A 25,659-nucleotide genomic window follows, 5' to 3' on the forward strand; every position below is an offset into this window, starting at 1 on the left:
GACCTAGTACATAATAGTTGTAGGTCAGTGTTGATAATAAAATCGAATATGATATAATTATACTACTTATGAAAATCATTTTCAATTGAAGGAGAGAAAATTATGAAGAAATTAAAGGTTTTAGGAGCATTAACTTTGATAGTAGTTATGTTAACAGCATGTTCTAATAGAGAGTCAAAGAATAATGAAGAAAAGGATAACACAATAAATATTGTTACTTCCTTTTACGGTATGAAGGCTTTAACTGAGGAGATAGGGGGAGATAAGATTAGCATAGAAAGTGTTATACCAGAAGGTAGTGAACCCCATGACTTTGACATTAAGGCTAAGGATATGAAGGCCATAGAAGAGGCTGATATATTTATTTATAATGGAGCTGGCATGGAATCGTGGATTGAGGATGTAGAAGCAGCTATCAGTGGAAAAGAACTAATAGTTGTAGAAGCTAGCAAAGGTGTGGAACTTATAAATGCTGATGAAGAAGATGAAGAAGATGGAGAACATGAAGGACATAATCATTCAGGCAAGGATCCTCATACTTGGCTTGGATTAAGTGAAGCAAAGATTCAAGGTGAAAATATTAAAAATGCTTTGGTAGAAAAGGATGCTAAAAATAAAGAGTATTATGAAGAAAACCTTAAGAAGTTTAATGAAAAAATAGATAGCATAATTAAGGAGTATAATCCAAAATTCAAAGAACTAACTAATAAAAATTTTGTTACAGGTCATGCAACCTTTGGGTATTTATGTAGAGATTTTGGTCTTATACAAAAGAGTATAGAGGGGGTTTTTGCAGAAGGAGAACCATCACCAAAGGAATTACAAAATCTTATGGAATATTGTAAAGGGAATAATATAAAAACTATTTTTGTTGAAGAATTAATTAGTACTCAGCTTTCGGATACTTTAGCTAAAGAAGTGGGAGCGCAGACTAAACAAATATACACTCTACATAGTAACGAGGACGGAAAATCTTTTTCCGATGTTTTAAAATACAATGTAGAAACTATATACAGTGCTATGAATAATAAATAATTATATAATGCAAAATAAGGCGTGTACTTTATAGTATGCGCCTCTAATTTTCCATGAAAATAAACTTTAATGATGGTTGTAAATAAAGAACTATAGTATATAATAATTATATAATTTGCGAATAAAGGTTGAAAGGATTAAAAAACTATGGGAAAGAAAATTAGTACATGTAAATGTAATGAGGGACAGGAAAAATTAGTAGATGAATTAAAAAAAGTTATTAGTGATGAGAATAAGATAACAGAAAATATGTGTATAGGTGCATGTAATTTGTGTAGTCACAAATACATTGCCAGGGTAGATGGAGTACTTGTGGAGAATGAGAGTTTAGAAGAGGTTTTAAATTCTATTAAGGAAGAAGTCCATAGAATTTAATTTTAAAAATAAATTATCAATAAAAAATAATTAAATTTAATAAAATTGCATATAATATTATCACTTCTGATATATCACTATTGATAATGTACTCATTACTGATATATAATAATAATAGAACAGATATAGGAGTGATAAATATGGAAAAAATAGCTTTAATTACTGACAGTGCTAGTGACATTACTAAGGATATAGTTGATAAGTATAATGTAAAGGTATTACCTTTTAAAATAATATATAGGGATAAGGAGTATAGTGATGGAGTAGATATTACATCTAAATATGTATATGATACTTTAGAAACTAATGCACCAACCACTTCATTACCATCCATGAGAGATATGGAGGAAATGTATGATGAATTAAAAAAAGAAGGATATACTCACGCAATAGTAGTAACAATTTCTTCAAAATTATCAGGGTTTAATAATGCAATTAAACTAATATCAGAGGATCATCCTGAGATTAAGACCTATGTTCATGATTCTAAGTCTATATCTAAGGGTGAAACTATACTTATTGAAGAGTCAGCAGAAATGATTAAACAAGGAAAAAGTTTTGATGAAATAGTATCAGAACTTCCTAAAATAACTGATAGAATAAATATATACTTTGTTATAGGAACCTTAGAATATCTTATAAGAGGGGGAAGAATTGGAAAGGTAGCTGGAACTATAGCTCAATTTTTAAATCTTAAACCAATTGTAAGTGTAGATAAGGAAGGTGAGTATTATACTTATGCAAAGGTTAGAGGAAGAAAACAATCTTTAAATAAAATTTATGATGTTGTAGTATCAAAATTAAATGATAAAAAATATGATATTCATATAATGCATGGTGAAGCAGAGGCTGAGGCTATGACATTGCTAGATAAATTTAAAGATCATAAAAATGCTAACTTCGTAAACTTCGGAGGTTATCTAAGTCCAGTATCAGGTGTTCATTCAGGACCAGGATTCATAGGAGTACTTATCTATGAAAAGGAGTAGGTTGATATGGTGGAGGATGAATTAGGGAGAGATCTAAATGATATAAAAGCTGAAGAAAAGAAACTTTATGAAGAATATAAAAGAAAATTACAAGAGCTTAGAAAGGTAAAAACAGAAAATGAAGCAGTAGGCCAAGTGTTTACTAAAGGATTATTGCCAATATACACATTATATATATTGGTTCAGGGGCCTACTAATGGAAATGATATATCTCATCAAATAGGAAAGCGTACTAATGGATTTTGGATACCTAGTACAGGAGGAATATATCCATTGCTTAAAAAACTGGAGAAACAAGGATTTATTGAAGGTAGTTGGGATGAAGAAAAAAAATCCCAGAAGATATATAGGATTACAAATAAAGGAATTGAAGAGTTTGAACATAAAAAAGAGTTATTAAAATCAAAGATAGAAGAGGCATTAGAAGTTTTTAAAATAATTAAAGAAGACTTATATGATTAAAGAAATTCCATAAGTAATTTACTTATGGAATTTTTTGCATAAAAAACTAACATAAGTAATTCTATGAGAAAAAGCTTTTTGGTTACAAGTAAAAATATTGAAATAAAAGGTAATTTCTTGTATCATATAAATGTAGTAGAAAATTAATTATTTCTAAAATCATAGGGGAGATTTATAATCAAGGGGGGAAATATGGATAAAATTAAAGAACTATTAAAGTATGCAAAGCAATATAAGAAACGATATTTTATAGGGATATTTTTTCTTATACTAGTAGACTTTTTACAACTTGTTCCACCAAAAATTCTAGGTTTTTTAACAGATAGTTTTGCCTTAGGAAGTGCTAATAAAAATACTTTAGTTAAATCTATAATATATATATTAGTTATAGCATCTGTTATAGCTATTGGAAGATTTATGTGGAGAATGTATGTAAATGGTACCTCAAGAAAAATAGAGTACGATATAAGAAGTAAATTTTTTAAGCATCTACAAGGATTATCTTCTAATTTTTACAATGAAAGAAAAACTGGAGATTTAATGGCTTTAGCAACAAATGACTTGAATGCTGTAAGAATGGCACTAGGTCCCGGCGTTATTATGTTTTTTGATGCAGTTGTGTTGACTATTGCCACTATTGTTATTATGCTAACTATTAATGTACCACTTACCTTGTTATCATTAATCCCACTTCCTTTTGTAGCATTTGTATCTCAGAAATTTGGCAAAAGAATACACAGAAAATTCACAAAAGTACAAAGATGCTTTTCAAAACTTACAGATATAGTTCAAGAAAATTTTTCAGGGATTAGAATAGTTAAATCTTTTGTTCAAGAGGAAAGGGAATATGAAAAGTTCATAGAAGAGAATGATAAAAATTTTCAAGTAAATATGGAATTTATAAGAATTTGGGGAGTATTCTTTCCTTTGATAGAATTTATTTCATCCTTAAGCTTTGCATTACTAATAGTAGTGGGGGGAACTTTTGTAGTTTTGGGGAAAATATCTCTTGGGGACTTTGTGACCTTTAACATGTATCTTGGAAACTTAGTTTGGCCAATGATGGCTATAGGACAAGTAATTAATAATTTACAAAGAGGATTTGCATCCCTTGAAAGAATAGAAGAAGTCTTAAATACAAAACCTGATATAGTGGATTGTTGTACATCATATGTGGATAAATTACAAGGTGATATAGTTATAAAGGATTTAACTTTTAGCTATAATAATACAACAACACCAGCTCTTAAAAATATAAATTTAAGAGTAAAGCAAGGAGAAACTCTTGGGATTGTGGGTAAGACTGGAAGCAGTAAAAGTACTCTTATAAGTTTATTGCTTAAACTCTATAATGTGGAAGACGGAAAGATTTTTATAGGGGATAAAGATATAAATAGAATATCTTTAAATAGTCTTAGAACTAATATTGGGTTTGTATCACAGGATCCTTTTTTATTTTCCACTAGCTTAGCTGAAAATATAGGACTTGCATTTCATGAAGTAGGCATTGAAAAAATACATGATGCAACTAAAAAGGCAGATATTTATGATAATATAATAGACTTTCCAAAGCAGTTTGAAACTATGGTAGGAGAAAGAGGAACAACTCTTTCAGGAGGTCAAAAACAAAGATGTTCTATAGCTAGAGCTCTTATTAAAGATCCTGATATCCTAATTTTAGATGATTGTTTATCAGCAGTAGATGCAAAAACTGAGGCTATAATTCTTGAAAATTTAAAAGATGTAATGAAGAAGAAAACTTCTATTATAGTATCTCATAGAATTTCAGCAATTAAGGATGCTCATAATATCATAGTTCTAGAACAAGGAGAAATTGTTCAAGAAGGAACACATGAAGAGCTTAAAAATATGCCAGGAATTTATAAAGATATATATGAAAAACAACAGATTGAGCAAGAAATTATGGAAGAGGAGGAGATATAATTATGGAAAACTTTAATCAGGAAGATGAAGTATTAGATAAGCAATATGACTCCCTTTTGATGAAAAGGCTCTTAAAATTTGCATTACCATATAAAGGACTAATGGGAATAGTAGTAATTATAATGTTTTTAGTAGTGTGCTTAGATTTGTCTGTTCCCTTCATAATAAAAAATGTTATAGATAATAATATTAATCCTTTAAGTGGAAAATATTCTATTATAGAAGAAGCTGAAAATAGTTCAATAGCCATAGGGGATAAATATGTAGTAAGGGGAGAAAGAGATGGAGCAATAAGAGCTTCAATAGTATATGATGAGAATAATGAGCCCTATGTTATAGAGGGTGAACCAAGGAAAAACACAGCCTATGAAATATCAGGTGAAAAGTTTTTTCAAGATAACAATGAATTTAAAGCTCATGAAATAACTATAAAAGATATAAAAGTATTAAGAACTAACGATTTAGATTTGATAAAGTGGAATGCTATTATAATATTGCTAATTTATATAGTAATATTTATACTAAATTATATTCAAATTTATTTGTTACAGTATACTGGTCAAAAGATTGTATATAATATAAGAGCTGCAATATTTAAGCATGTAGAGAGTTTATCATTATCTTTCTTTGATAAGAGTCCAGTGGGAAGATTAGTAACTAGAATTACAAATGATGTAGAAACCTTAAATGAAATGTACACATCTGTTTTAGTATATTTAATCAAAGATTTATTTCTTGTTAGTGGCATTGTAATTGCTATGTTTCTATTAGATATAAAATTAGGAATAGTATCAATTGTAACCCTTCCATTAGTAGTTGCTTTAACCTTTATATTTAGAAAATATGATAGAGAAGCTTATAGGAAAGTAAGAACTAGATTATCTAGAATTAACTCTAATTTATCTGAAAATATAAGTGGTATGAAGACTGTGCAGATATTTGGAGTTGAAAGTAAGAAGTATAGTGAATTTGATGAAATTAATACATCATATTCCACAGCTGCAATGGAACAAATTAAAGTATTTGCTATATTTAGACCACTTATGGATATGACTTATCAATTAGCTCTATGCATATTAATTTGGGTTGGTGGTACAGCAGTTCTAAATTTAACAATAGAATTTGGAGTGTTATATGCATTTGTAATATATATACAAAAACTATTTCAACCAATATTTGATTTATCTGAGAAATTTGATATACTTCAGTCTTCTATGGCTTCCTCAGAGCGTATATTTATGTTATTAGATAATGATTCTATAATTAAAAACCCAAAGGAGCCTAAACATATAGGACGTGCCCAAGGAGATATTGAATTTAAAAATGTTTGGTTTGCCTACAATGATGAAGATTGGGTATTAAAAGATGTAAGCTTTAGAATTAGAAAAGGTGAAACGGTAGCCTTTGTTGGAGCAACGGGAGCAGGAAAAACCTCAATAATAAGTCTCATAACTAGACTTTATGATATTCAAAAGGGCGAAATCCTGATAGATGGAGTTAGTATTAAAGAAATGTCTAAGGACGAACTTAGAAAAAATGTAGCTACAGTGCTTCAAGATGTATTTCTATTTGCTGGTGATATAAAAGGAAATGTAAGATTAAATAATGAGAATATAACAGACGAAGAGATTGTAAAAGCATGTAAATATGTAAATGCAAATATATTTATTGAAAAGTTACCAGATAAATATAATGCTGAGGTTAATGAGAGAGGAACAACCTTTTCTCAAGGTGAGAGACAACTGATTGCATTTGCAAGAGCATTAGCTTTTAACCCGCCAATTTTAGTTTTAGATGAAGCTACAGCTAACATAGATACTGAAACAGAAAGTTTAATTCAAGATGCTCTAAATAAATTAACTAAAGGACGAACTACTATAGTAGTAGCACATAGATTGTCAACTATTAAAAATGCAGATAAAATTATTGTAATGCACAGGGGTAGGATACGTGAAATTGGAAGTCATTCAGAACTATTAGAGAAAAAAGGGCTTTATAGCAATTTGTATAAATTACAATATGCAGGACAATAATTAAAGTAGTTAAATAAAAATTAAACGTAAAGGCTAGCTTGTGGGCTAGCTTTTACGTTAATGTGTAAAGATTAATTAATAAAGATTTAGAGACTAAAGAAACAAAATTTATATATTTAAATAACTTATTCCATCTAAAGGAATTAACATCTGTGGTGCTGGGAAATTAGTAACTAAACCAATCAAATAAAGAGTATAGTATTTATCTGATTTTAGATTTATATTGGGAACATATAACATATCAATATCTGTATTAGCTAATTTTAATAGCATAGTATATCTACCAATAGGTAGTTCAATATAATTTCTTATGTCCTTAAAGTTTACATTTTTATAAAGTACAGTACCATTAGAAAGAACTACATCTACAGGTGGAATGTTTTCAATAAACTGAGCAATTCTAATTTTAGCTTTACCATCAGTTGTAGAGGTTAACGGAGTTTCATCCACAGGGTATAAGCTTAACATTCTTCTTTGCATGTAAGCTACAATAGTAGTTACACTTTTGGGTGCTATAAAAATATCAACATCTGCCAAGGGAAAATCAGTATTATTAGCTCTATACACCTTTATGTTATAAGTTCCAGAAGGAAGTTTAATATAGGTTGTAAAATCTCTATACTCAAGATTAGGTATTGTTAGTTTATCATTTACATAAATATCTACATCAGGGGCTCTAGCTGCAATGTGAGCAACCCTAACATAGGCTGACATATTATCTTCAGAATTCATCATGTCATCTACTCTTGTAGGAATATTAAAGGGAACATTAATATATTGCATTATATACCTCATATAAAAATATTATCAAATATAGTATATGAAATATAATTAGGGAATGTTACAAAAGGGGATTCAATATAAAATCTAGTATATAATTATCCATAAATACCTTCATAATTACATACTAGATTTCTATTGGGTTTTTATTATTTAAAACATATCTTTTTTTCTAAGATAGTAGGTAACGGCTAAAGTTATTAATCCTACAATTATACACATATACAGAAATCCATCAGAGGCATTGAAAAAAGGTATTCCACCTACATTCATACCTAAAAGACCTGATATTAAAGTTGGAATAGAAATAACTATAGTTACAGATGTTAAGTATTTCATAACTTGGTTTTGATTATTAGAAATTATAGAAGCAAACACATCCATAGTACCAGTGAGGACATCGCTATATATACTACACATTTCTATAGCTTGACGATTTTCTATCATCACATCATCTAAAATATCTCTATCCTCATCATATTTTGTAAGGATTTCCTGCTTTAAAAGTTTTTCTAAGGTTAAATCATTAGATTTCAAAGATGTAGAGAAATATACTAAGGATTTTTGAAGAGCAAATAATTGAATTAATTCTCTGTTTTTTAAAGATTTATAAAGGGTTTTTTCAACCAAAAGACTCTTTCTATTTATTTGTCTTAGGTATAATAAATAGTAATTTGATGCTCTATATAATATTTGAAGCATAAATCTGACCTTCTTAAAAGTATAAAATGAAGAGATTTTTTCAATGGTAAAATCTGATAATACAGGACTATTTTTAAGACATACAGTTATAATTACGCTTTCAGTATATATTATTGCTAATGGATATGTATCGTAAGTTAATGAATTATCATCCATTTCAGTGAATGGAATATCTATAATTACAAGAGTAGCATTATTCTCAAATTCTATTCTTGAACCTTCTTCTTCATCTAAGGCAGCTCTTATAAAATCTTGAGGAATGTTAAGTTTTTGTGTAATCAGAAGAACTTCTTCATCGGATGGATTAATCATACTAATCCAAGAGCCATGTTCTATAGAATCGATTTCTGTGAGACGGCCCGAGGTATCACTTTTAAATATTGTAATCAATGTTATCACCTCATATAATAAAACTCATGAATATATTTTAACACTATATTTCTAATTGACAACTGTATATTTAAAAGTAATAATTATTATAGTACATATAATTTAATTTATAATCATAATTTTGATAAGTTAGAATTATAATATTAATATTAATGTTGTTATTGAAAATATAAATTTATGATAATATTAAATTATTGTATTTGTAGGAGGTCTTTTATGGCAATAGAAGAATTGCTATTCATAGCCTTAGCAGTTTCATTAGACGCTTTTGGTATTGCAATAGCTATTGGATTAAATAGAGGGGCTAAGGCAAGACAAAAGTTTTCTTTTGCAATTTCTTTTGGTTTTTTCCAATTTTTGTTTTCTATTTTAGGAGGATTTGGTGGTAAAATATTTACAGAGAACATTGCTTCCGTCCCTGCAGTTATGGGGGGAATAGTAATTGCAATAGTTGGTATACTTATGATAAAGGAAGGTATGATAGAAAAAGAAGAAAGTATTGTCATAACCTTTAAAATGTACTTCATTTTAGGGATATCTGTGAGCATTGATGCAATAGTAATTGGATTTATTGCTTTCTCAAGGATAGAAAGTATGGTAACCTTAACACTCTTTACTGCTATTGTTGGTATGATAACATTTTTTATGAGCATATTAGCATTTATAATAGCAAAGTATCTAAGAAAAATCCATATATTAAGAAAATATGCTGATTATATAGGAGGCATAATTTTGATATTATTTGGATTAAAGATGATTTTCTTTTAGGAAAGGATGATTAAAATGATAGAAACATTAAAAAACTTAAAAAGCTTTGAGGCAATCAAATTTTTTAAAGAGATGAATGAAATACCAAGAGGTTCAGGAAATGAAAAGGCTGTTAGCGATTGGTTAGTTAAGTTTGCCAAGGACAGAAATTTAGAAGTTAAACAAGATGAAGCACTAAATGTTATTATTAAGAAGCCAGCTACTAGTGGTTATGAAAATGCTCCAATAGTGATTTTACAAGGGCATATGGATATGGTTTGTGAAAAAAATCAAGGAACTGAACATGACTTTGAAAAGGATCCAATAGAATTTATTATAGACGGTGACTTTATAAAGGCTAATGGAACTACATTAGGAGCGGATAATGGTATTGCTGTAGCTTATGCGCTTGCAATTCTTGATAATAAAACAATAGCTCACCCTCCTATAGAAGTATTAATTACTACTGAAGAAGAAACAGGAATGGGTGGAGCTACAAATTTAAATCCAGACCATTTAAATGGAAGAATATTAATAAATATAGACTCTGAAGAAGAAGGAGTACTGTTAGTAAGTTGTGCAGGAGGAGTTAGACTTAAATTCTCTGTACCAACAAATTATGAGAATATAGAAGGAAACTATAGTTCATTAGCTATTAAAATAAGAGGACTTAAAGGCGGACACTCTGGTATGGAAATTAAGAAAGAAAGAGGAAATGCCAATAAAATGATGGGTAGATTCTTAATGGATCTTAATTCAGTTGTAGACTTTAAACTAGCATCTTTAAATGGAGGAGCTAAAATGAATGCTATTCCAAGAGAAGCAGATGCTATTATAGCTGTAAGACCAGAAGATGTACTAAAAGTTGAAGGAAAAGTGAAAGAATGGTCATCTATATTTATAAATGAATTACAAGGTATAGATGATGATTTGAAATTAACCTATGAAGTTACTAAGTCTGTAGATAAAGTATTCTGCGATGATACTAGACAGAAAGTTCTAAGAACATTATTCTTATTACCAAATGGAGTTCAAACTATGAGTATGGCAATACCAGGGTTAGTACAGAGTTCTACCAATGTAGGTGTGGTAACTACTACTAGTGAAGCTGTAGAATTTGACAATGCAGTTAGAAGTTCAGTAGCTTCTTTAAAAAAATCAATTGTAGATCGAATGACAGTACTTGCTGAAATAATGAATTGTGTTATAGAACTTGAATCAGATTATCCTGAGTGGCAGTATAATCCAGAATCTAAAATTAGAACTGTATTTGAACAAGTTTACGAAAATAAATTTGGTAATAAAGCAGAGATATCTGCAATTCATGCAGGACTTGAATGCGGATTAATTGGAGATAAATTTAATGGGAATATAGATCAGATTTCCTTTGGGCCAAATATTTTTGATGTTCACACACCAGATGAGCATGTAAGTATTTCTTCACTAGATAGAATGTATGATTACTTATTAAGTGTATTAGCAGAAATAAGATAGGAAGAACAAATGCTCCCCTTAAGGTAACAATAAATATTATCTTAAGGGGAGTTGTTTATTGTTGTATATTTATGGCTACTAAGGTATACTAAAATAGTTGTGTTTTTGGGAAAAATCAATTGTTATTAGGAGATATTTCAGATAGTTTCCATTTGCCAGATTTATGTTTTACTAAGTGAAGATTATACGTTGTGGTTTTATATGGGCTTTTTCCTTCTATGCCATTTACTTCTGCTATACATATATTACCATCTGAAAACTTAATGTTAAAGTCTTCTAGGGAATATAATTTATATTTATTAAAAATACCAGAAGTGGAATATTTTTTTATAGCATAATCTAAGTTTTTACATTTAAAGTTAGTGTAGCTAAAAACAATTATATAAGTAGTAATTATAATAATTAAAGATATGAGGGAAAGAGTTTTGAATTTTTTAAGATTTTTTATAAGATTCATAATTCACACTCCTTTAAGAATATAATCAATTATAGCATTTAAAGTAATTTATGTAAATAAATTACAAAGATATTAGGAGGGTATGATAATGGATTTTTCTGCTATTGTATTAATGGAAAAGGATAAAGAGACAAAATTTTTTACAAGAGAGCTTGGAAGCTATGAGGTTAACGAAGGTGCAGAATATATTACTAAACTATTTTATGATGGTGAAAAGGTAAATTTATATTTTGATACTAATAAAGATGTAGAGGAGTGGGAATTTTCAGCCATATATGATTTGTTCGATGATGAAAGTTTAACTGATTTGGTTGATTCTATAGAAATTTATGATGAGGAATTTAATCCTACTTGGATTGTTACTTTTGATTACGATGAAGATCATAATGTGCTAAATAATAGATTAAACAATGTATGTACAAGAATTAAGGAAGCTTTAGAAAAAGTTTTTATTGATATAGAAGGAAAATGTGAGGAATATCAATAGTACATAATTGGGGGAGAATCATGAGATTAGAACATATATGTAGAGTTAATGAATCAGATATACTTGGTAAACATGTATATGGAGATGATGGAAGAATATTATTAAAAGCTGGTATGAGTCTTAGCAGTGCATACATAAAAAGACTTGAAGAGTTAGGAGTATATTATGTTTATGTTGAGGATGAACGATTAGAGGATATAGACATAGTAGATGAAAAACTAATAGTACTAAAACAAGCCACTATGAAAAGTTTAAAGAACATATCAAGGGGTATAGGAAGTATAGTCGGTTCATGTGGAGATGAATATTTAGAAAATATGGATCAGTTATTGAATTATATAATGGAAATTGAAGATGTGAATAAATGTTTAAATGATGTAAAAACTCATGATAACTACACTTTTTTGCATAGTATAAATACTGGAATTATGTCAGTGTTTTTAGGAATGAGCCTTGGAATGAAAAAGTGGGCAGTACGAGAATTGGGTATATGTGGAATGCTACATGATGTAGGAAAAATAAAAGTGCCTGCAGGTATAATTAATAAAAATGGGAAGCTTTCTGATGAGGAGTTTGAAGTCATGAAGAAACATCCAATTTATGGTGTGGAAATATTGAGTAAAAATTATAAAATTCCAGCTAGTGCAATTGAAGGAGTAGAGCAGCATCATGAAAAAATTAATGGAAAAGGATATCCTTATGGATTGCAAGGGGATGAAATTTCAAGATTTGGTAAGATCGTAGGAATATGCGATGTATATGATGCAGTAACTAGTGATAGAAGCTATAGAAAAAGGTTTGAGCCTAATCAAGCTTATGAGCTTATACTTTCTGGATCAGGAAGTCAGTTTGATGAAAAATTAGTACGCACATTTAAAGAAACGTTTTCAGTGTATCCATTAGGATGTTGTGTTAAACTTTCTAATGGAGTAGAAGGATATGTTATAAGTCAGAACAAAGGGTTCCCCGATAGGCCTATAATAAGAGTACTATATGATCATGAAACTAGAAAACCAGTAAGATTTTATGAAATTAATTTGTTGGAAAAAATTAATTTAATTATTCAATGTGTAATTTAATAAATATATGGATTGAGGGATGTACTGTTTTTAATTATGCTGTATAATTGAGGTATGTCCTTTTGGTTTTGATATAGAAATTTGGCGTATTTATAAACATATTTTACCATGTGACTACCGGCTCTAATACTTCCATCTTCTTCAAAGTGGGAGTAAAGAGTTGCTACGTCTTGGATAACGATTTCTATTCAGATGGTGTAAAAACTCCATCTGAAACAAAGAACTCTGTTTCTATTATGATTAAAGTACAATTGGAGGTAAAGTAAAATGAAGATATCTAATATAAAGATTTCAATAACAGAAAAAGATTTATACAGTATAATTGTAGATGTATTAAGAGACTATGTACCCGTTGAAGGACTTAAAATTGACAAAATATTAGTAGATAAAAATATTAATGTAGTTGGAAGTTATAAGCATAAAGTATCTATTCCTTTTTCTGTTGATATATCTATAAACAAAGTTGAAAATAATAAACTGTATTTAAGTATAGATAAAATTAATGTAAAGAGTCTTAAAATATTTAAAGGCATTGTAAATGTAGCATTAAAAGTAATTAGCTCAAAAGTGGTTAATTTTGGTATAGAATTTACTGATAATATGATAATTGTAGATTTATACAGGTTATGTAAAGTTATACCGATGGTTGATTTTAAATTAGAAGATTTATCTATAATCCCATATGGTCTTGAAGCAGAGGTTAGTAATTTTAATTTTAAAAATGAAAATGATAAAAGTGAAGAAAAACATGAAGAAGAGGTGCCAATTTCCAATGTAGAATCTAATAAAAAAAATTTAGATAATCATAAAGAGTATACTTATAGAAGGTTTAGAAAAGAATTTAAAGAAAAATTTTCTGTAAAATATGAAAAGATGTATCCCTATGTAGTGATGATACCAGATATAATTGCTTTATTTATGAGGTTATATAAGGATAAAAGAGTAGCAAAAGAGGTAAAGTTTAATATATCTATTGCTTTAGGATATCTTTTGTTTCCTTTAGATATATTGCCAGATACAGTACCTATTATAGGTAAAATTGATGATTTAGCAGTTACATTTTTTATACTTCAAAAAGTGCTTTGTGATATTCCGGAAGAAATAATTCTCGATAATTGGGAAGGGCAGGGCAATATTATAGAGGTTTCTAGAGAAGCTATGACTTTACTAAATGACAAGTTTGGAGCAAAAGAAATAAGAAAAATGGTAGATGTAGTAAGAATATCTATAAAAAAGACTATAGTATTTTTTACTAAATAAATCTACGTTTAAGGTAGGGGTTATTATGGCAACTAAATATTATGCAATAAAAAAAGGAAGAGATTTTAATAATAATATAGACGTTAATAATATTATTGTTAAAAGTTGGAGTGAGTGTCTTTCCTATGTAAAAGGAGCGAAAGGTGCTATATATAAGAGTTTTTTAACAGAAAAAGAGGCAAAAGATTATTTAGATAATAGTTCAGAATTAAAGAAAGGTGTGGACAACTATCCTTTAGATGTGCCTCATATATATGTTGATGGTAGCTATAACATATCTACAGAAGAGTTTGGATATGGGGTACTTGTAATTGAAAAGGATATAATTACATATGTCAACTATGGTGGAGGCAAGAATAATCAGTGCAATCAAAGGCAAGTAAATGGAGAGCTGAAAGCTGCTATAAATGGTGTAAAATATGCATTAGATAATAACTATAGAGAAATAGTATTATTTTATGATTATGCTGGAGTCTGTCAACATGCAACAGGTGCATGGGAGAGAAATACAGTTTTATCAAAGGAATACTATGAAGTTATTAACAAGTTAAAAAAAGAAGGTAATATAAACATTATATTTGTTAAGGTAGATAGTCATACTAATGATTTATATAACGATATTGCAGATGAGTTGGCAAAAAGTGGTGCTGGGGTAGAATTTGATTCTGTAGTAGATAAAGCTGTTGAAAATAATACTTTAAGGGTTGCTACTAGTGACGTTAAAAATAAACTTTCTAAAATTATTAAGAAAAATATTAGTAACGTTATGTCTCTAGATGTTCATAGTACTATAGGAATTGAAGATAAATATAACATTGCCAGAATAGTAGAACACTTAAATAGTATAGATATAAATGAGAGAGAAAAATATTTAAAATGTGTACCTATAGAGGTTAAGGATAAAATTATATTAGAATTAATTCAAAACTTAAAATAAATTAATTATAGGCATATAAATTAGAAATATGTGCATCCTATAAACATACTTAAGATCTACTAATTATGAATAAGTAAATATTATTGTAACCTAAAATATTTATTTATATGGAAAATTCTATGGAATTTTAGGTAGATAAGTATACAATGAGAAGGGATGTGTATTTTATGAAAATGTTATTAAAGATTATGGTGTTGATAGCAAGTTTAGCCTTAGCTGTTAATTACGTAATGCCTTCAATGGATGGAAGAACTAAAAGAAAATTAAGGAAAAAGGCTAAGAGATTTCAACATAGAGCTGAAGATATGTTTAATAAAGCAATGGTTCCTTTAAGATAGCTAGAGCAGATTTTCTGCTCTAGCTATCTTTATTTTAAATAAAGTTTAATATAATACAATAAAACTGATTAAATTAACTCACATTTAATAAAAATTTAAGACATTTATTTTTGTGTATTTTGTTTGTTTATGATACAATATAGGGGTATAATTATCTGAAGTAATTAGGAAGCATTTGCTAAGAGAAGAGGATGAATTTATGGAAATTTTATCTTTAGGAGAAAAAATAAAAAAAAAGGAGAAAGGAGCTTGATTTAACTCTGAAAAATCTGGCTGGAGATAGAATAACTGCTGGTCAAATAAGTTTAATTGAATCAGGTAAATCTAATCCTAGCATGGACTTGTTAGAATATTTAGCAGGTGCATTAAAAGTTTCGGTAGAACACCTTATGGAGACTGAAGAAACGCAAGCAAGCAAGATTTGTATATACTATCAAAATATCGCGGAATCTAATATATTAAATAATAATTTGGAGATAGCTTGGAAGGCATTAGAAGATTCATTTTTATATATTGAAAAATATGGTCTTGAATTAAATATGGCAACTAATTTGTATTTAAAAGCCTTAATACATGAAAAGAAAAAAGAATATGATGAAGCTCAGGAGTTACTACTTTCAGCTAATAATATATATATTAAATATAATTGTAGTGACGAAATTATTAAAGTATTTATGCTTCTAGGCAAAATTACTCTTGAACTTGATGCATATCATTCTGCATATAGCTATTTTCAACAAGCAGAGAAGGTGTTTGAAGAAAGTGATGTATATAATGAAGTTGCTATGGGTAAGGTTTATTATTACATAAGCAAAACTCTTAATAAAATGGGAATTGATAAAGAAGCAATAGAGTATATGAAATATGCTGAAGAAAAACTTTTAAAACTAAAGGATTCGAGAAACTATGGAGAATCATTTATGAAGATTGGACAAGTAAGGTTTAAAGAGGGTAACTTAAACCAGGCTATTGCATACACTGAAAAAAGTTTGAATCTCTTTAGAACTAGACAACAAAGTATTTTAATTACAGATTTAATGTCAGGGTTAGGAGAAATGTTTTCAGAATATGGATATGTAGACAGGTCCTTTGAATATCTTTTAGATGCTAAAGCTATTAAAGAAAGGCTTTCTGAGGAGTCTACTGTTAATACTTTAATGTTGATTTGTAATAACTATATAAAATTAAAAGATGAAATAAATGCAAAAAAGGTACTAGAACAGATAGTATCTAATATGCAAAATTTAAGTGTAACAGATTGTACTTTAATGTATAAGTACCATATTCTTAAATATAAAATTGAGTTACTAGAGAAGAAGTATGAAGAAGCTGAAAGAACTTTAATAGATGCTTTAAACTATACAGAAAAAATGAATTATCATAAGGAAAGTGCTGAGATTGCTATTGCCTTAGGAAAATTCTACATGGACTTAGGAAGAGAAGAAGAAGCTAGAAAATATTTAGATGAAGGGGTTAGGATTCTTGAAGAAACAAAATGCTTAACGGATTTTTAAAAATGGGGGATAACTATGGAAATATTATCGGCTGGAGAAAAAATAAAGAGGACCAGAATATATAAAGGTCTAACTTTAAAAGATATATGTGAAGATAAAATTTCCGTTTCTAAAATGAGTTGTATAGAAAACAATAAGGTTGATCCAGAAGATTGGATTCTAGAAATTATTGTAGATAAGCTTGGATTAGATATGGAGTATTTAAAACATGGTGTAAGAGAACAGATAGAAGCAAATATTGAAAAATTTAATTCTATGACGCCATTAATTTCTTTAGAAGATGTACTATACAATGTAGATTATGCAGAAAAGTATCACTATTATGATTTGAGTTGTAAACTATTTCAAATACTATTTGAATACTATTTGAATCACGGTATGTCAGCGGAATTAAGCACTACTATACCTAGATATTATAATTCTTGTCAAAAGTCTAAAGATGAAATTTTACATATTAATTATTATATGTATATAGCAAAATATTTATATACTAATGGTGAATGTTCTCAAGCAGGTAGTTATATATCAACAGTAAGGAAGAAACTTATTGAATTAGATAAAAAAGACTCAGTAGAATATATAAAGGCAACTTATAATCAAGTAGTAATCTATATAATGTGTAATAATATAATTAAAGCAAAAAAAGTTAGTGAAGATTTAAAGGAAATACTTTCATTTAATAAAAATGAGTATGTAAATGCAGAAATATATAAAGTACTAGCTATTATAGAAATTTATTTAGGTGGCGATGAAGTTAAATACTATGAAGAACAAGCTTTAAAAAGATATGATAACTTGCTAGATAAAAAAGCAAGAGCATATTATGATCTTGCAAAAGCTATGTTTGAAAATGGAATTAAAGACGAGGCTTTAGACTATGTAGAAAGAGCATTGAGTGAATATCCAAGAAGTGATAAAGAGCAGTTATGTGAATTTTTAATTGATGGGGTTAAAAGTTTGATAGAGTATGGTTACTACGATTTAGTGTTAAACTATATAGAAGAAGTCCTAGATTTATCTATTGAACTAGAGCTTGTTCCAATAATGGAAAAAGCATACTACTATAAAGCCATGATATTCGAAAGGAAGAAGAATTATATAATGGCTGAAACGTATATGATGCTCTCTTTAGATGCTCTGATGAAATATGGAACTAAGAGTGAAATATATAAAAGGTATATGAAGATAGGTACCATGTATCATGATATGGGAAATGTTAATGATTCAATAAAATATTTTAGTTTGGCATTTAAGATGGATAAAAGTTTTTATTAGTTAGTGAGTTTATTTATCAGGTTTTAATATGAAAATAGGTTATTGCAAAATGATTTTTAATCACTTTGCAATAACCTATATTTATTTTATAAATCTTTTTATAATATGATCTTTAGCTTTAATTTCGAAGGAATCATTTAGAGGGGAAAGTTCAACTTCACCATACTTATTTTTTATGGCTAAAGATAAAAGTCTATCTGTAAGCTCGGGATTTTTAGATAGTAAGCTTCCATGAAAATAAGTGCAGAAAGTATTTTTATAAACACAACCTTCTTTTTTATCCTCACCATTGTTACCGAATCCGTATTTTACTATACCAAGAGGATTTAAATTACCAATGTAAGTTTTACCTGAATGATTTTCAAATCCTACGTAGGTTTCATTAAAGAATTCATTATATATAATTGAATTGCCTATTAATCTTTCATTAGAAGCTTTGGTATAAATATCTAATACACCCAATCCTTCTAAAATCTCACCTGTAGAAGTTTCGTAGGTTTTTCCTAAAAGTTGATATCCTCCACATATGCATATAAATACTTTTCCAGATTCTATATAATCGGTAATCCCTTGTTTCTTAGTTTCTACTAAGTCTTTAGAAACTATGGACTGTTCATAATCTTGACCACCTCCGAAGAATACTATATCAAAATCTTCAGGGTTAAATGCATCACCTATTGATACGTTTCTTATTATAACATTTATTCCTCTTTTCTCAGCCCTATGTTTAAGAATTAGAATATTTCCAATATCACCATAAACATTCAATAAATCAGGATATAAATGACATATATTAATTTCCATAAACTCACCTTAACCTTACCAAATTTTATTTATATAGCCTTTACTGTGCAATAACTTTCTAAGATGTAACATAGCAGTATATGTAACAAGTACATATGTGGTTTCTGCTTCAGCACTTATTATATTATTTATAAGCTCATCATCGGATTCGCAGATTTTAAAGTTTTCTTCTTTAAGATTAGCAATCTTAAGTCTTACAGCCATATCATAAAGACGTATACCAGAGATTATAATATCATTTATTTCTAGTGAATTTAATTTTTCAAAATCTACATCCCATATCCATGAAACATCTGTACCATCGGCATAATTATCATTTAACATCAATGCTAAATTTATAGGTTTATTATTAAGAAGCAAAGTGTTTATAGCTTGGTTAAAACCAGCAGGATTTTTTACAAGAATTATTTTTACTTCTTTTCCATTTATATTTAGACTCTCTTGCCTTCCAAAAGTGCTCTTTTGATTTTGTAAAGATGCTTTAATTGAAGTTGATTCTATACCCAATTCTAGTGTTACAGATAATGCACAAATAGCATTATATATGTTATATTCTCCAGATTGATTTATAAAGTAACTTTCTTCATTAACAACAACTTCTGAGCCTTCGGTAGTTAAAGCTGTTATTTCATCAATATGATATTTAAGTTCAGGTCTTTCATACCCACAGTTTGCACAAAAGTATTTTCCTAGATGGTTGTAAGTAATAAATTCGTAACTATAAGGAGTCTTACAGAATTTACAGAACTTGCTGTCTGCATTTACATTTAAAACTATATTTTCTTTAATAGGAACATTAAAGCCATAATAAACTACAGGATTATTGGCATCAATTTTACCTAGTAGAGACTCATCACCATTTAGAACAAGTAGAGATTGAGGAGATTTATGTATTCCTTCTAAAATTTTGTTATAAGTAGTATGTACCTCTCCATATCTATCTAACTGATCTCTAAATAGATTAGTTACAGTAATTATTTCAGGTTTTATATATTCTGTTATGAATTTAAGGTAAGCCTCATCTACTTCGATAACTGCGTACATATCTTTATTCTTATCAGAAAATTTGAAATTAGAAATGAAAGACGCAACTATTCCAGTATTCATATTAGCTCCAGTATTATTTGTTATAGCATTTTTACCCGCTTTATTAAGAATATTATAAATCATGCTAGTGGTTGTAGTTTTACCGTTAGTACCTGTGATTAAAATTACTTTATAACCTTTAGCAACTGTTGATAATATACTTCTGTCTAAGGCTAAAGCGACTTTGCCAGGAAAGTTTGAACCTCCTTTAAATAATTTGGTACTTAATTTTAATATAATTTTTGAAGTGACTATAGCTATAAATGAATTTATTTTAATTTTTCACACATCCTTTAAATATTTCTCAGAGTTATTTTAATAAATTAATTTAAGTATTTATAAGTATATCAATTTTATATTATAACATATATCTACATTAATGACATCATTCTAAATTGAAAATGAAAGGATGATTTAAAATATTAATTTAGATTTAAAAAAATATTAAAAGTTAGCAAAATTCGATAAAAGTGATGTACTATATACTATTATAATATTTAAAATGCAGTATAATGAAGTTCGACTTGCAATAATTCTGAATAAAATATGATTTAATAAAGAAAAATAAAATATTTGTTGCATTTTTATAAAAAAGTAGTATTATAATATTAGGAAATTAAAAAATGTGTTACATTAATTCCTAGAAGATATTTGGGGGTAGTAAAATGGATTTTAACTTAAATAATTTAAAAATTAATACTAATAAGGAAATTTATAGAAATTTAAGCTATGCAGAGTTAGTTTCTCATGCTATTAAAAATGAAGAAGGAATTCTTGCTAATAGTGGAGCTTTTGTTGTAAAAACAGGAAAATATACAGGAAGATCTCCTAAAGATAGATTTATCGTAAGACAAGAAAGTGTAAATGATTTAATTAATTGGGGAGAGGTTAACTTACCTATAGAAGAAGAAATTTTCAATAATTTATATTCACAAGTTATAGATTATTTATCTGCTAAGAATTTATATGTATTTGATGGTTATGTTGGAGCAATGAAAGAGTATAGCATGAATATAAGAGTTGTCAATGAATTGGCATCACAAGCTTTAATGTCTAATCAATTATTTAGAAGATATGAAAAAGAACAATTAGAAAGTTTTAAACCTGAGTTTAATGTAATTGTAGCACCTGGTTTTAAAGCTAAAGGAAAAGAGGATGGAGTAAACTCTGAAGCCTTTATAATAATTAATTTTGAAAAGAAGATTGTTTTAATTGGTGGAAGTCAATATTCTGGAGAGATTAAGAAATCAATATTCTCTATAATGAACTTCTTATTACCTAAAAAGGGTGTATTCCCTATGCACTGTTCAGCTAATATTGGAGAAGATGGTGATACTGCTGTATTTTTTGGACTTTCTGGAACTGGAAAAACGACTTTATCTGCAGATCCAGATAGAAAATTAATTGGTGATGATGAACATGGTTGGTGTAATGAAGGAGTATTTAACTTTGAGGGTGGATGCTATGCGAAAACTATCAAGCTAGATAAAGAAAAGGAAAGAGAAATTTATAATGCTTTAAAATTTGGAGCATTACTAGAAAATGTAATTTTAGATGAAAATAATAGACCAATGTTTGATGATGATTCTTTAACTGAAAATACAAGAGGCGCATATCCTATAGATTTTATTGAAAATGTTGAAATAAGTGGAGTTGGTGGAAATCCTAATACAGTAGTATTTTTAACTGCAGATGCTTTTGGTGTAATACCACCAATATCTAAATTAACTAAAGAAGCTGCTATGTATCACTTTATGTCAGGATATACTAGTAAGCTAGCTGGTACAGAAAGAGGAATAACTAAACCAAAAGCTACATTCTCTGCTTGTTTTGGTGAGCCTTTTATGCTTATGAAACCAGAAGTATATGCTAAACTATTAGGAGAAAGAATTATAAAAAATAATACAGAAGTATATCTTGTTAACACTGGATGGTCTGGTGGAGAATATGGTGTAGGTAAAAGAATGAATTTATCTTATACTAGAGCTATGGTTAAGGCTGCTATAGAAGGCAATTTAAGAAATGCTGAATTCGAAAAGGATGAAAACTTTAATGTCCTTATTCCTAAAGAGGTTCCAAATGTACCATCTGAAATATTAAAACCTAAAAATACTTGGGAAGATAAAAAAGAGTATGATAAGAAAGTGTACGAGCTTGTTAAACAGTTCCGTGAAAACTTTAAAAAATTTGATAGCGTAAGTGAAGATATATTGAATGCAGCACCTGGATATAATAAATAATAATTATAAAGAAGAGAAACTCAGATTAAAATGAGTTTCTTTTCTTTATATAGAGATAGAATAATATAAATAACGAAAATTTGTCATGAAGTATAGAAAACTTTTATTTTATTGGAAAAAAGTTTATAATAAAATATAAATATAACAATATGCAGATGTAAAGGGGAGTAATGGGTTGAAAGCTAGAAAAAGAAAAAATATAGGATTAGGTGTTTTGGTTATAATATTAAGTGTTGTGGGATTTTGGATGTTTAGTCAAAGAGATAAAGAACATGATTATACTACTAAAGTAGAAAAATGGGATAATTTATATTCAGGAAATAATATAAAGTTTTATTACATTGATAGTTCTGTAGCGGAAATAGCTACACTGAAAAGTAAATATAAAGTTGAGACTTTAGTTAAAGAAAATACTAGTGAAATTATGAAATGTGTAGATATAAACAAATGGTTAGATGAAAAAGGAGAAATAACTCTTTCTGATATGGATACTAACAAAGATGGAGAAGAGCTTTTAAAAATTCTAATGTCGGGAAAAAAGGTTTCACAAAAGGATTATAATACAGTGCTTCAAGAATTGTTATCTTCAATAGGTATAAAGGTTAGAGTTGGGGAATATAGATTAAATGGAAACTACTCTGTATTAGAAGTATGGGATTCTAATTTTAATAAGTGGGTAATGTTTGATGTGGTCACAGGTGGATATTTTAAAGAGGGTGATGAACCTTTAAGTGCCATTGAGGTTCTAAAGAAAGATTTATCGAAACTTAAGGTTAGTAGTAATGAAGGTAGAGTTTTAGATAAAAAGTCTATAAAGCTATTAAATAATCATCTAGGTACTTACAGTATAAGAATTGATAACAGTAAATATGAGGGATCCATAATAAACTCATATATAACATATGTAAAAGATGTTATGGATGCTCAATTGGAAACTTCTAAAGGTTATATTCCACCAACTATATTTGTAGATAATGATTCTTTATTTAACATTAATCCTTATGAAGAAAAAGTGAATAATGAGGTAGATAAAATTCCTACTATTATATTTGCGAAAACCAATGTAAAGGAAGATGATGATAACTATATAAAATTTACTTTAGGAGCATTTATGAATAGTTTAATGCTTGAGGAGTTTTATGTTAGAGTAAATAATGGGGATTTTATTAAGGTTGACACCTATTATAATTTATCTATAGAAAAAGGTGTTACAACTATAGAGATTTCATTAGACGGTACTAATCCCTTACGACAGGTGGTTATAAAGAAATAGAAGAAAGGGGAAAAGAGAAAACTAGGGACGTAGATGACATTATCTTTCCGCAAGCTTTGTGTGCAGGAATATAATTGTTAATTTTTACAATTTTGAGGTAATAGTTACTTAACTTATATATATATATAAATAAAATAAATAAGTTAAGTATTTGTAAATATAAGACGCGTAAATGAATAATAAAGTGATTATATAAATGTGTAATACGTATTTATATATTACAATTAAAATACTACAGCATAAAAGTGCTGTATATTAACTCATTTAGTATGAACAATAAAGTGATATAATCTAAAAAGTATATCACTTTATTGATTTTTTACAATAGTCAGAAATTTGACATAATATATAAAGAAAATTATAATATAGCTAGTTATAAATTGATATTACCATTTGGCATGTGGAGGGTATGTATGAAAGAAATCAAACGTTATTTAGAGACAAGAGAAGGGGAATATAGTTTTTATTTTGCAGATTTAAAAAGCGATTATACTTATGGGTTTAATGAAGATCTTAAAATGGTAGCTGCTGGTTGTATTAAACTTCCTATTGCTATGGCAGTAATGAAAGAAGTGGAATCTACTAATATATTTTTAGATCAATTAGTAACAATAACAAATGAGGATAAGGTTTCTGGTTCTTTTGGTATTATACATGAATTAGAAGGAAGACAATATAGTATTAAAGAATTAATAGTTGCAATGCTTATTCAAAGTGATAATACAGCAGCATGCAAACTTATAAACACTATAGGCAAAGATAGGATAAATAGTATCATTCATGATATGGGGTTAACATCTACATTTATAAAAAAATATCCATCAGGTAAAAAAGAAGATTTTGATAATGAAAATATAACTACAAGCTATGATTTATGTAAAGGTTTAGCATTATTAAGCAAGGGGAAAGTGTTAAATGAAAAACATAGTAAATTTATTTTAGAAGTTATTAGAAGAAATCAATTAACCACAGGGATATCATTTTATTGGCCTAAAGATTTTAAAGTTAAAACGGCACATAAAGCAGGAAGTTTAGAAGGAATAGAAAATGATATTGTGTTATTAAATTTGGAAAAAGGTGATTTTGTATTTGTTGTTATGTCAAGAAATTTACCATCTAATGTTTATGGAGTTAGTTCTTTAACAAGAGTTGGGAAAATGATGTTTGATATTATTGATAAGGATTGGAATTAATATAATATCTCTAAGTTAAAGAGTGTGGATTTTGTCCACGCTCTTTAATTTAATATTAAATTATTAAAATTTCGCGATGTAATTTTAAAGAAAAAGGTAAAGTATAGTTTGATTTTTAAACTTATAATCATTAGAAAGTAAGGAATACTGAAATTGTTGGTAACAATATTGCCTGGTGTATCAGTAATAGAATTATATAGCTATTATAAGGAAATTAAAGAAATATCTATTTATTTTGATACAATGCAGTTATTATAAAAGAACAAGCTATCATATCATGATAAGATAAGTCTTGTCGCTGAGAGATGCGGCAGAAAACAACAAGAAATTAAGAAAAAAACTTCTTAAAAAAATGTTGACAGATAAGAGATTATCTAGTAGAATAGTAAGAGTCGTCGGAAGTAATCGATGATAATGAAAACCAAATGGTCTTTGAAAATTAAACAGAGAAAAAGGTAAAACCAGTTAATTCCGATAGAGAAATCTATCAAATAAATGACTTAACAAGTCAGCGAAAAAAAGAGCATAGCTCAAACTTTTTAAATTGAGAGTTTGATCCTGGCTCAGGACGAACGCTGGCGGCGTGCCTAACACATGCAAGTCGAGCGATGAAGCCCTTCGGGGTGGATTAGCGGCGGACGGGTGAGTAACACGTGGGTAACCTGCCTTATAGAGGGGGATAGCCTTCCGAAAGGAAGATTAATACCGCATGAAATGTTTTTATCGCATGGTAGAAACATCAAAGGAGTAATCCGCTATAAGATG

23 protein-coding genes and 1 rRNA gene are annotated in these 25,659 nt (G+C 28.4%); 19 read left to right on the plus strand and 5 right to left on the minus strand.

Features of this window, described 5'->3' with window-relative positions:
- The first annotated feature begins 102 nt into the window (after nt 1-102).
- The 6 genes from IO99_RS16995 (at nt 103) to IO99_RS17020 (ending at nt 6,838) form a co-directional block, all read left to right on the plus strand.
- Nucleotides 103-1,035 carry a metal ABC transporter solute-binding protein, Zn/Mn family gene (locus IO99_RS16995; protein ID WP_035135578.1) on the plus strand — a complete coding sequence of 311 codons (933 nt, stop codon included), beginning with the start codon at nt 103-105 and terminating at the stop codon, nt 1,033-1,035.
- Between the two features lie 147 nt (nt 1,036-1,182).
- A complete protein-coding gene (locus tag IO99_RS17000; RefSeq protein ID WP_035135580.1) occupies nt 1,183-1,410 on the plus strand; it encodes a DUF1450 domain-containing protein in 228 nt (75 codons plus the stop codon).
- Between the two features lie 140 nt (nt 1,411-1,550).
- Nucleotides 1,551-2,399 (plus strand): DegV family protein, encoded by an 849-nt coding sequence (locus IO99_RS17005; protein WP_035135582.1) that lies wholly within the window; start codon nt 1,551-1,553, stop codon nt 2,397-2,399.
- A gap of 6 nt (nt 2,400-2,405) precedes the next feature.
- Nucleotides 2,406-2,861, plus strand: a complete 456-nt coding sequence (locus IO99_RS17010) for a PadR family transcriptional regulator (protein WP_035135584.1) — start codon at nt 2,406-2,408, stop codon at nt 2,859-2,861.
- A 192-nt stretch (nt 2,862-3,053) separates the two neighbouring features.
- Entirely contained in the window at nt 3,054-4,805 is a 1,752-nt protein-coding gene (locus IO99_RS17015; RefSeq protein WP_035135586.1) for an ABC transporter ATP-binding protein, read from the plus strand.
- A gap of 2 nt (nt 4,806-4,807) precedes the next feature.
- A complete protein-coding gene (locus tag IO99_RS17020) occupies nt 4,808-6,838 on the plus strand; it encodes an ABC transporter ATP-binding protein (protein WP_035135588.1) in 2,031 nt (676 codons plus the stop codon).
- Nucleotides 6,839-6,946: 108 nt separating this feature from the next.
- Here the strand turns inward: IO99_RS17020 and IO99_RS17025 are convergent, their stop codons facing one another.
- Nucleotides 6,947-7,621 carry a DUF4397 domain-containing protein gene (locus IO99_RS17025; protein ID WP_051824277.1) on the minus strand — a complete coding sequence of 225 codons (675 nt, stop codon included), beginning with the start codon at nt 7,619-7,621 and terminating at the stop codon, nt 6,947-6,949.
- Between the two features lie 150 nt (nt 7,622-7,771).
- Nucleotides 7,772-8,710 (minus strand): magnesium transporter CorA family protein, encoded by a 939-nt coding sequence (locus IO99_RS17030; protein ID WP_035135590.1) that lies wholly within the window; start codon nt 8,708-8,710, stop codon nt 7,772-7,774.
- 216 nt (nt 8,711-8,926) lie between these two features.
- On the opposite strand from IO99_RS17030, the gene IO99_RS17035 reads away from it, so the two are divergent.
- Both IO99_RS17035 and IO99_RS17040 read left to right on the plus strand, forming a co-directional pair.
- Nucleotides 8,927-9,478, plus strand: a complete 552-nt coding sequence (locus IO99_RS17035) for a manganese efflux pump MntP (RefSeq protein WP_035135592.1) — start codon at nt 8,927-8,929, stop codon at nt 9,476-9,478.
- 18 nt (nt 9,479-9,496) lie between these two features.
- Entirely contained in the window at nt 9,497-10,951 is a 1,455-nt protein-coding gene (locus tag IO99_RS17040) for an aminoacyl-histidine dipeptidase (RefSeq protein ID WP_423219435.1), read from the plus strand.
- 115 nt (nt 10,952-11,066) lie between these two features.
- Here IO99_RS17040 and IO99_RS17045 read toward each other — a convergent pair whose 3' ends face one another.
- Nucleotides 11,067-11,408: a hypothetical protein gene (locus IO99_RS17045; protein WP_035135596.1), complete on the minus strand. Its 342-nt coding sequence runs from the start codon at nt 11,406-11,408 to the stop codon at nt 11,067-11,069.
- 88 nt (nt 11,409-11,496) lie between these two features.
- Here IO99_RS17045 and IO99_RS17050 point away from each other — a divergent pair, with 88 nt between their 5' ends.
- The 7 genes from IO99_RS17050 (at nt 11,497) to IO99_RS17075 (ending at nt 18,298) form a co-directional block, all read left to right on the plus strand.
- The gene (locus tag IO99_RS17050; RefSeq protein ID WP_035135598.1) at nt 11,497-11,895 is read left to right on the plus strand and encodes a DUF6762 family protein; all 399 of its coding nucleotides are present in this window, start codon (nt 11,497-11,499) and stop codon (nt 11,893-11,895) included.
- Between the two features lie 20 nt (nt 11,896-11,915).
- A complete protein-coding gene (locus IO99_RS17055) occupies nt 11,916-12,974 on the plus strand; it encodes an HD-GYP domain-containing protein (RefSeq protein ID WP_035135601.1) in 1,059 nt (352 codons plus the stop codon).
- A gap of 267 nt (nt 12,975-13,241) precedes the next feature.
- Nucleotides 13,242-14,234: a YkvA family protein gene (locus tag IO99_RS17060; protein ID WP_035135603.1), complete on the plus strand. Its 993-nt coding sequence runs from the start codon at nt 13,242-13,244 to the stop codon at nt 14,232-14,234.
- Nucleotides 14,235-14,259: 25 nt separating this feature from the next.
- The gene (locus tag IO99_RS17065; RefSeq protein WP_035135605.1) at nt 14,260-15,171 is read left to right on the plus strand and encodes a ribonuclease H1 domain-containing protein; all 912 of its coding nucleotides are present in this window, start codon (nt 14,260-14,262) and stop codon (nt 15,169-15,171) included.
- Nucleotides 15,172-15,338: 167 nt separating this feature from the next.
- Nucleotides 15,339-15,509: a hypothetical protein gene (locus IO99_RS19205; protein WP_156964390.1), complete on the plus strand. Its 171-nt coding sequence runs from the start codon at nt 15,339-15,341 to the stop codon at nt 15,507-15,509.
- Nucleotides 15,510-15,898: 389 nt separating this feature from the next.
- The gene (locus IO99_RS17070) at nt 15,899-17,023 is read left to right on the plus strand and encodes a tetratricopeptide repeat protein (protein ID WP_242844147.1); all 1,125 of its coding nucleotides are present in this window, start codon (nt 15,899-15,901) and stop codon (nt 17,021-17,023) included.
- A 15-nt stretch (nt 17,024-17,038) separates the two neighbouring features.
- Complete coding sequence (locus IO99_RS17075) at nt 17,039-18,298, plus strand: helix-turn-helix domain-containing protein (RefSeq protein ID WP_035135607.1); 1,260 nt, start codon at nt 17,039-17,041, stop codon at nt 18,296-18,298.
- 81 nt (nt 18,299-18,379) lie between these two features.
- On the opposite strand, the gene IO99_RS17080 is transcribed toward IO99_RS17075, so the two are convergent.
- Together IO99_RS17080 and IO99_RS17085 are read right to left on the minus strand one after the other, a co-directional pair.
- On the minus strand, nt 18,380-19,102 hold the full coding sequence (locus IO99_RS17080; RefSeq protein ID WP_035135609.1) for a type 1 glutamine amidotransferase: 723 nt from the start codon (nt 19,100-19,102) through the stop codon (nt 18,380-18,382).
- Nucleotides 19,103-19,117: 15 nt separating this feature from the next.
- Entirely contained in the window at nt 19,118-20,467 is a 1,350-nt protein-coding gene (locus IO99_RS17085; RefSeq protein ID WP_035135612.1) for a Mur ligase family protein, read from the minus strand.
- 386 nt (nt 20,468-20,853) lie between these two features.
- Between IO99_RS17085 and pckA the strand changes: the two genes are divergently transcribed.
- The 4 genes from pckA to IO99_RS17105 form a co-directional block, all read left to right on the plus strand.
- Nucleotides 20,854-22,428 (plus strand): phosphoenolpyruvate carboxykinase (ATP), encoded by a 1,575-nt coding sequence (gene pckA / locus IO99_RS17090; protein WP_035135614.1) that lies wholly within the window; start codon nt 20,854-20,856, stop codon nt 22,426-22,428.
- Between the two features lie 175 nt (nt 22,429-22,603).
- Entirely contained in the window at nt 22,604-23,701 is a 1,098-nt protein-coding gene (locus IO99_RS17095) for a hypothetical protein (RefSeq protein WP_035135616.1), read from the plus strand.
- Nucleotides 23,702-24,114: 413 nt separating this feature from the next.
- Nucleotides 24,115-24,894 (plus strand): serine hydrolase, encoded by a 780-nt coding sequence (locus IO99_RS17100; protein WP_035135618.1) that lies wholly within the window; start codon nt 24,115-24,117, stop codon nt 24,892-24,894.
- Nucleotides 24,895-25,434: 540 nt separating this feature from the next.
- Nucleotides 25,435-25,659: ribosomal RNA gene (locus tag IO99_RS17105) — 16S ribosomal RNA — on the plus strand; the annotation flags it as partial.

Source organism: Clostridium sulfidigenes, assembly GCF_000732635.1.
In the GTDB taxonomy this organism is placed as follows: Bacteria; Bacillota; Clostridia; order Clostridiales; family Clostridiaceae; genus Clostridium_J; species Clostridium_J sulfidigenes.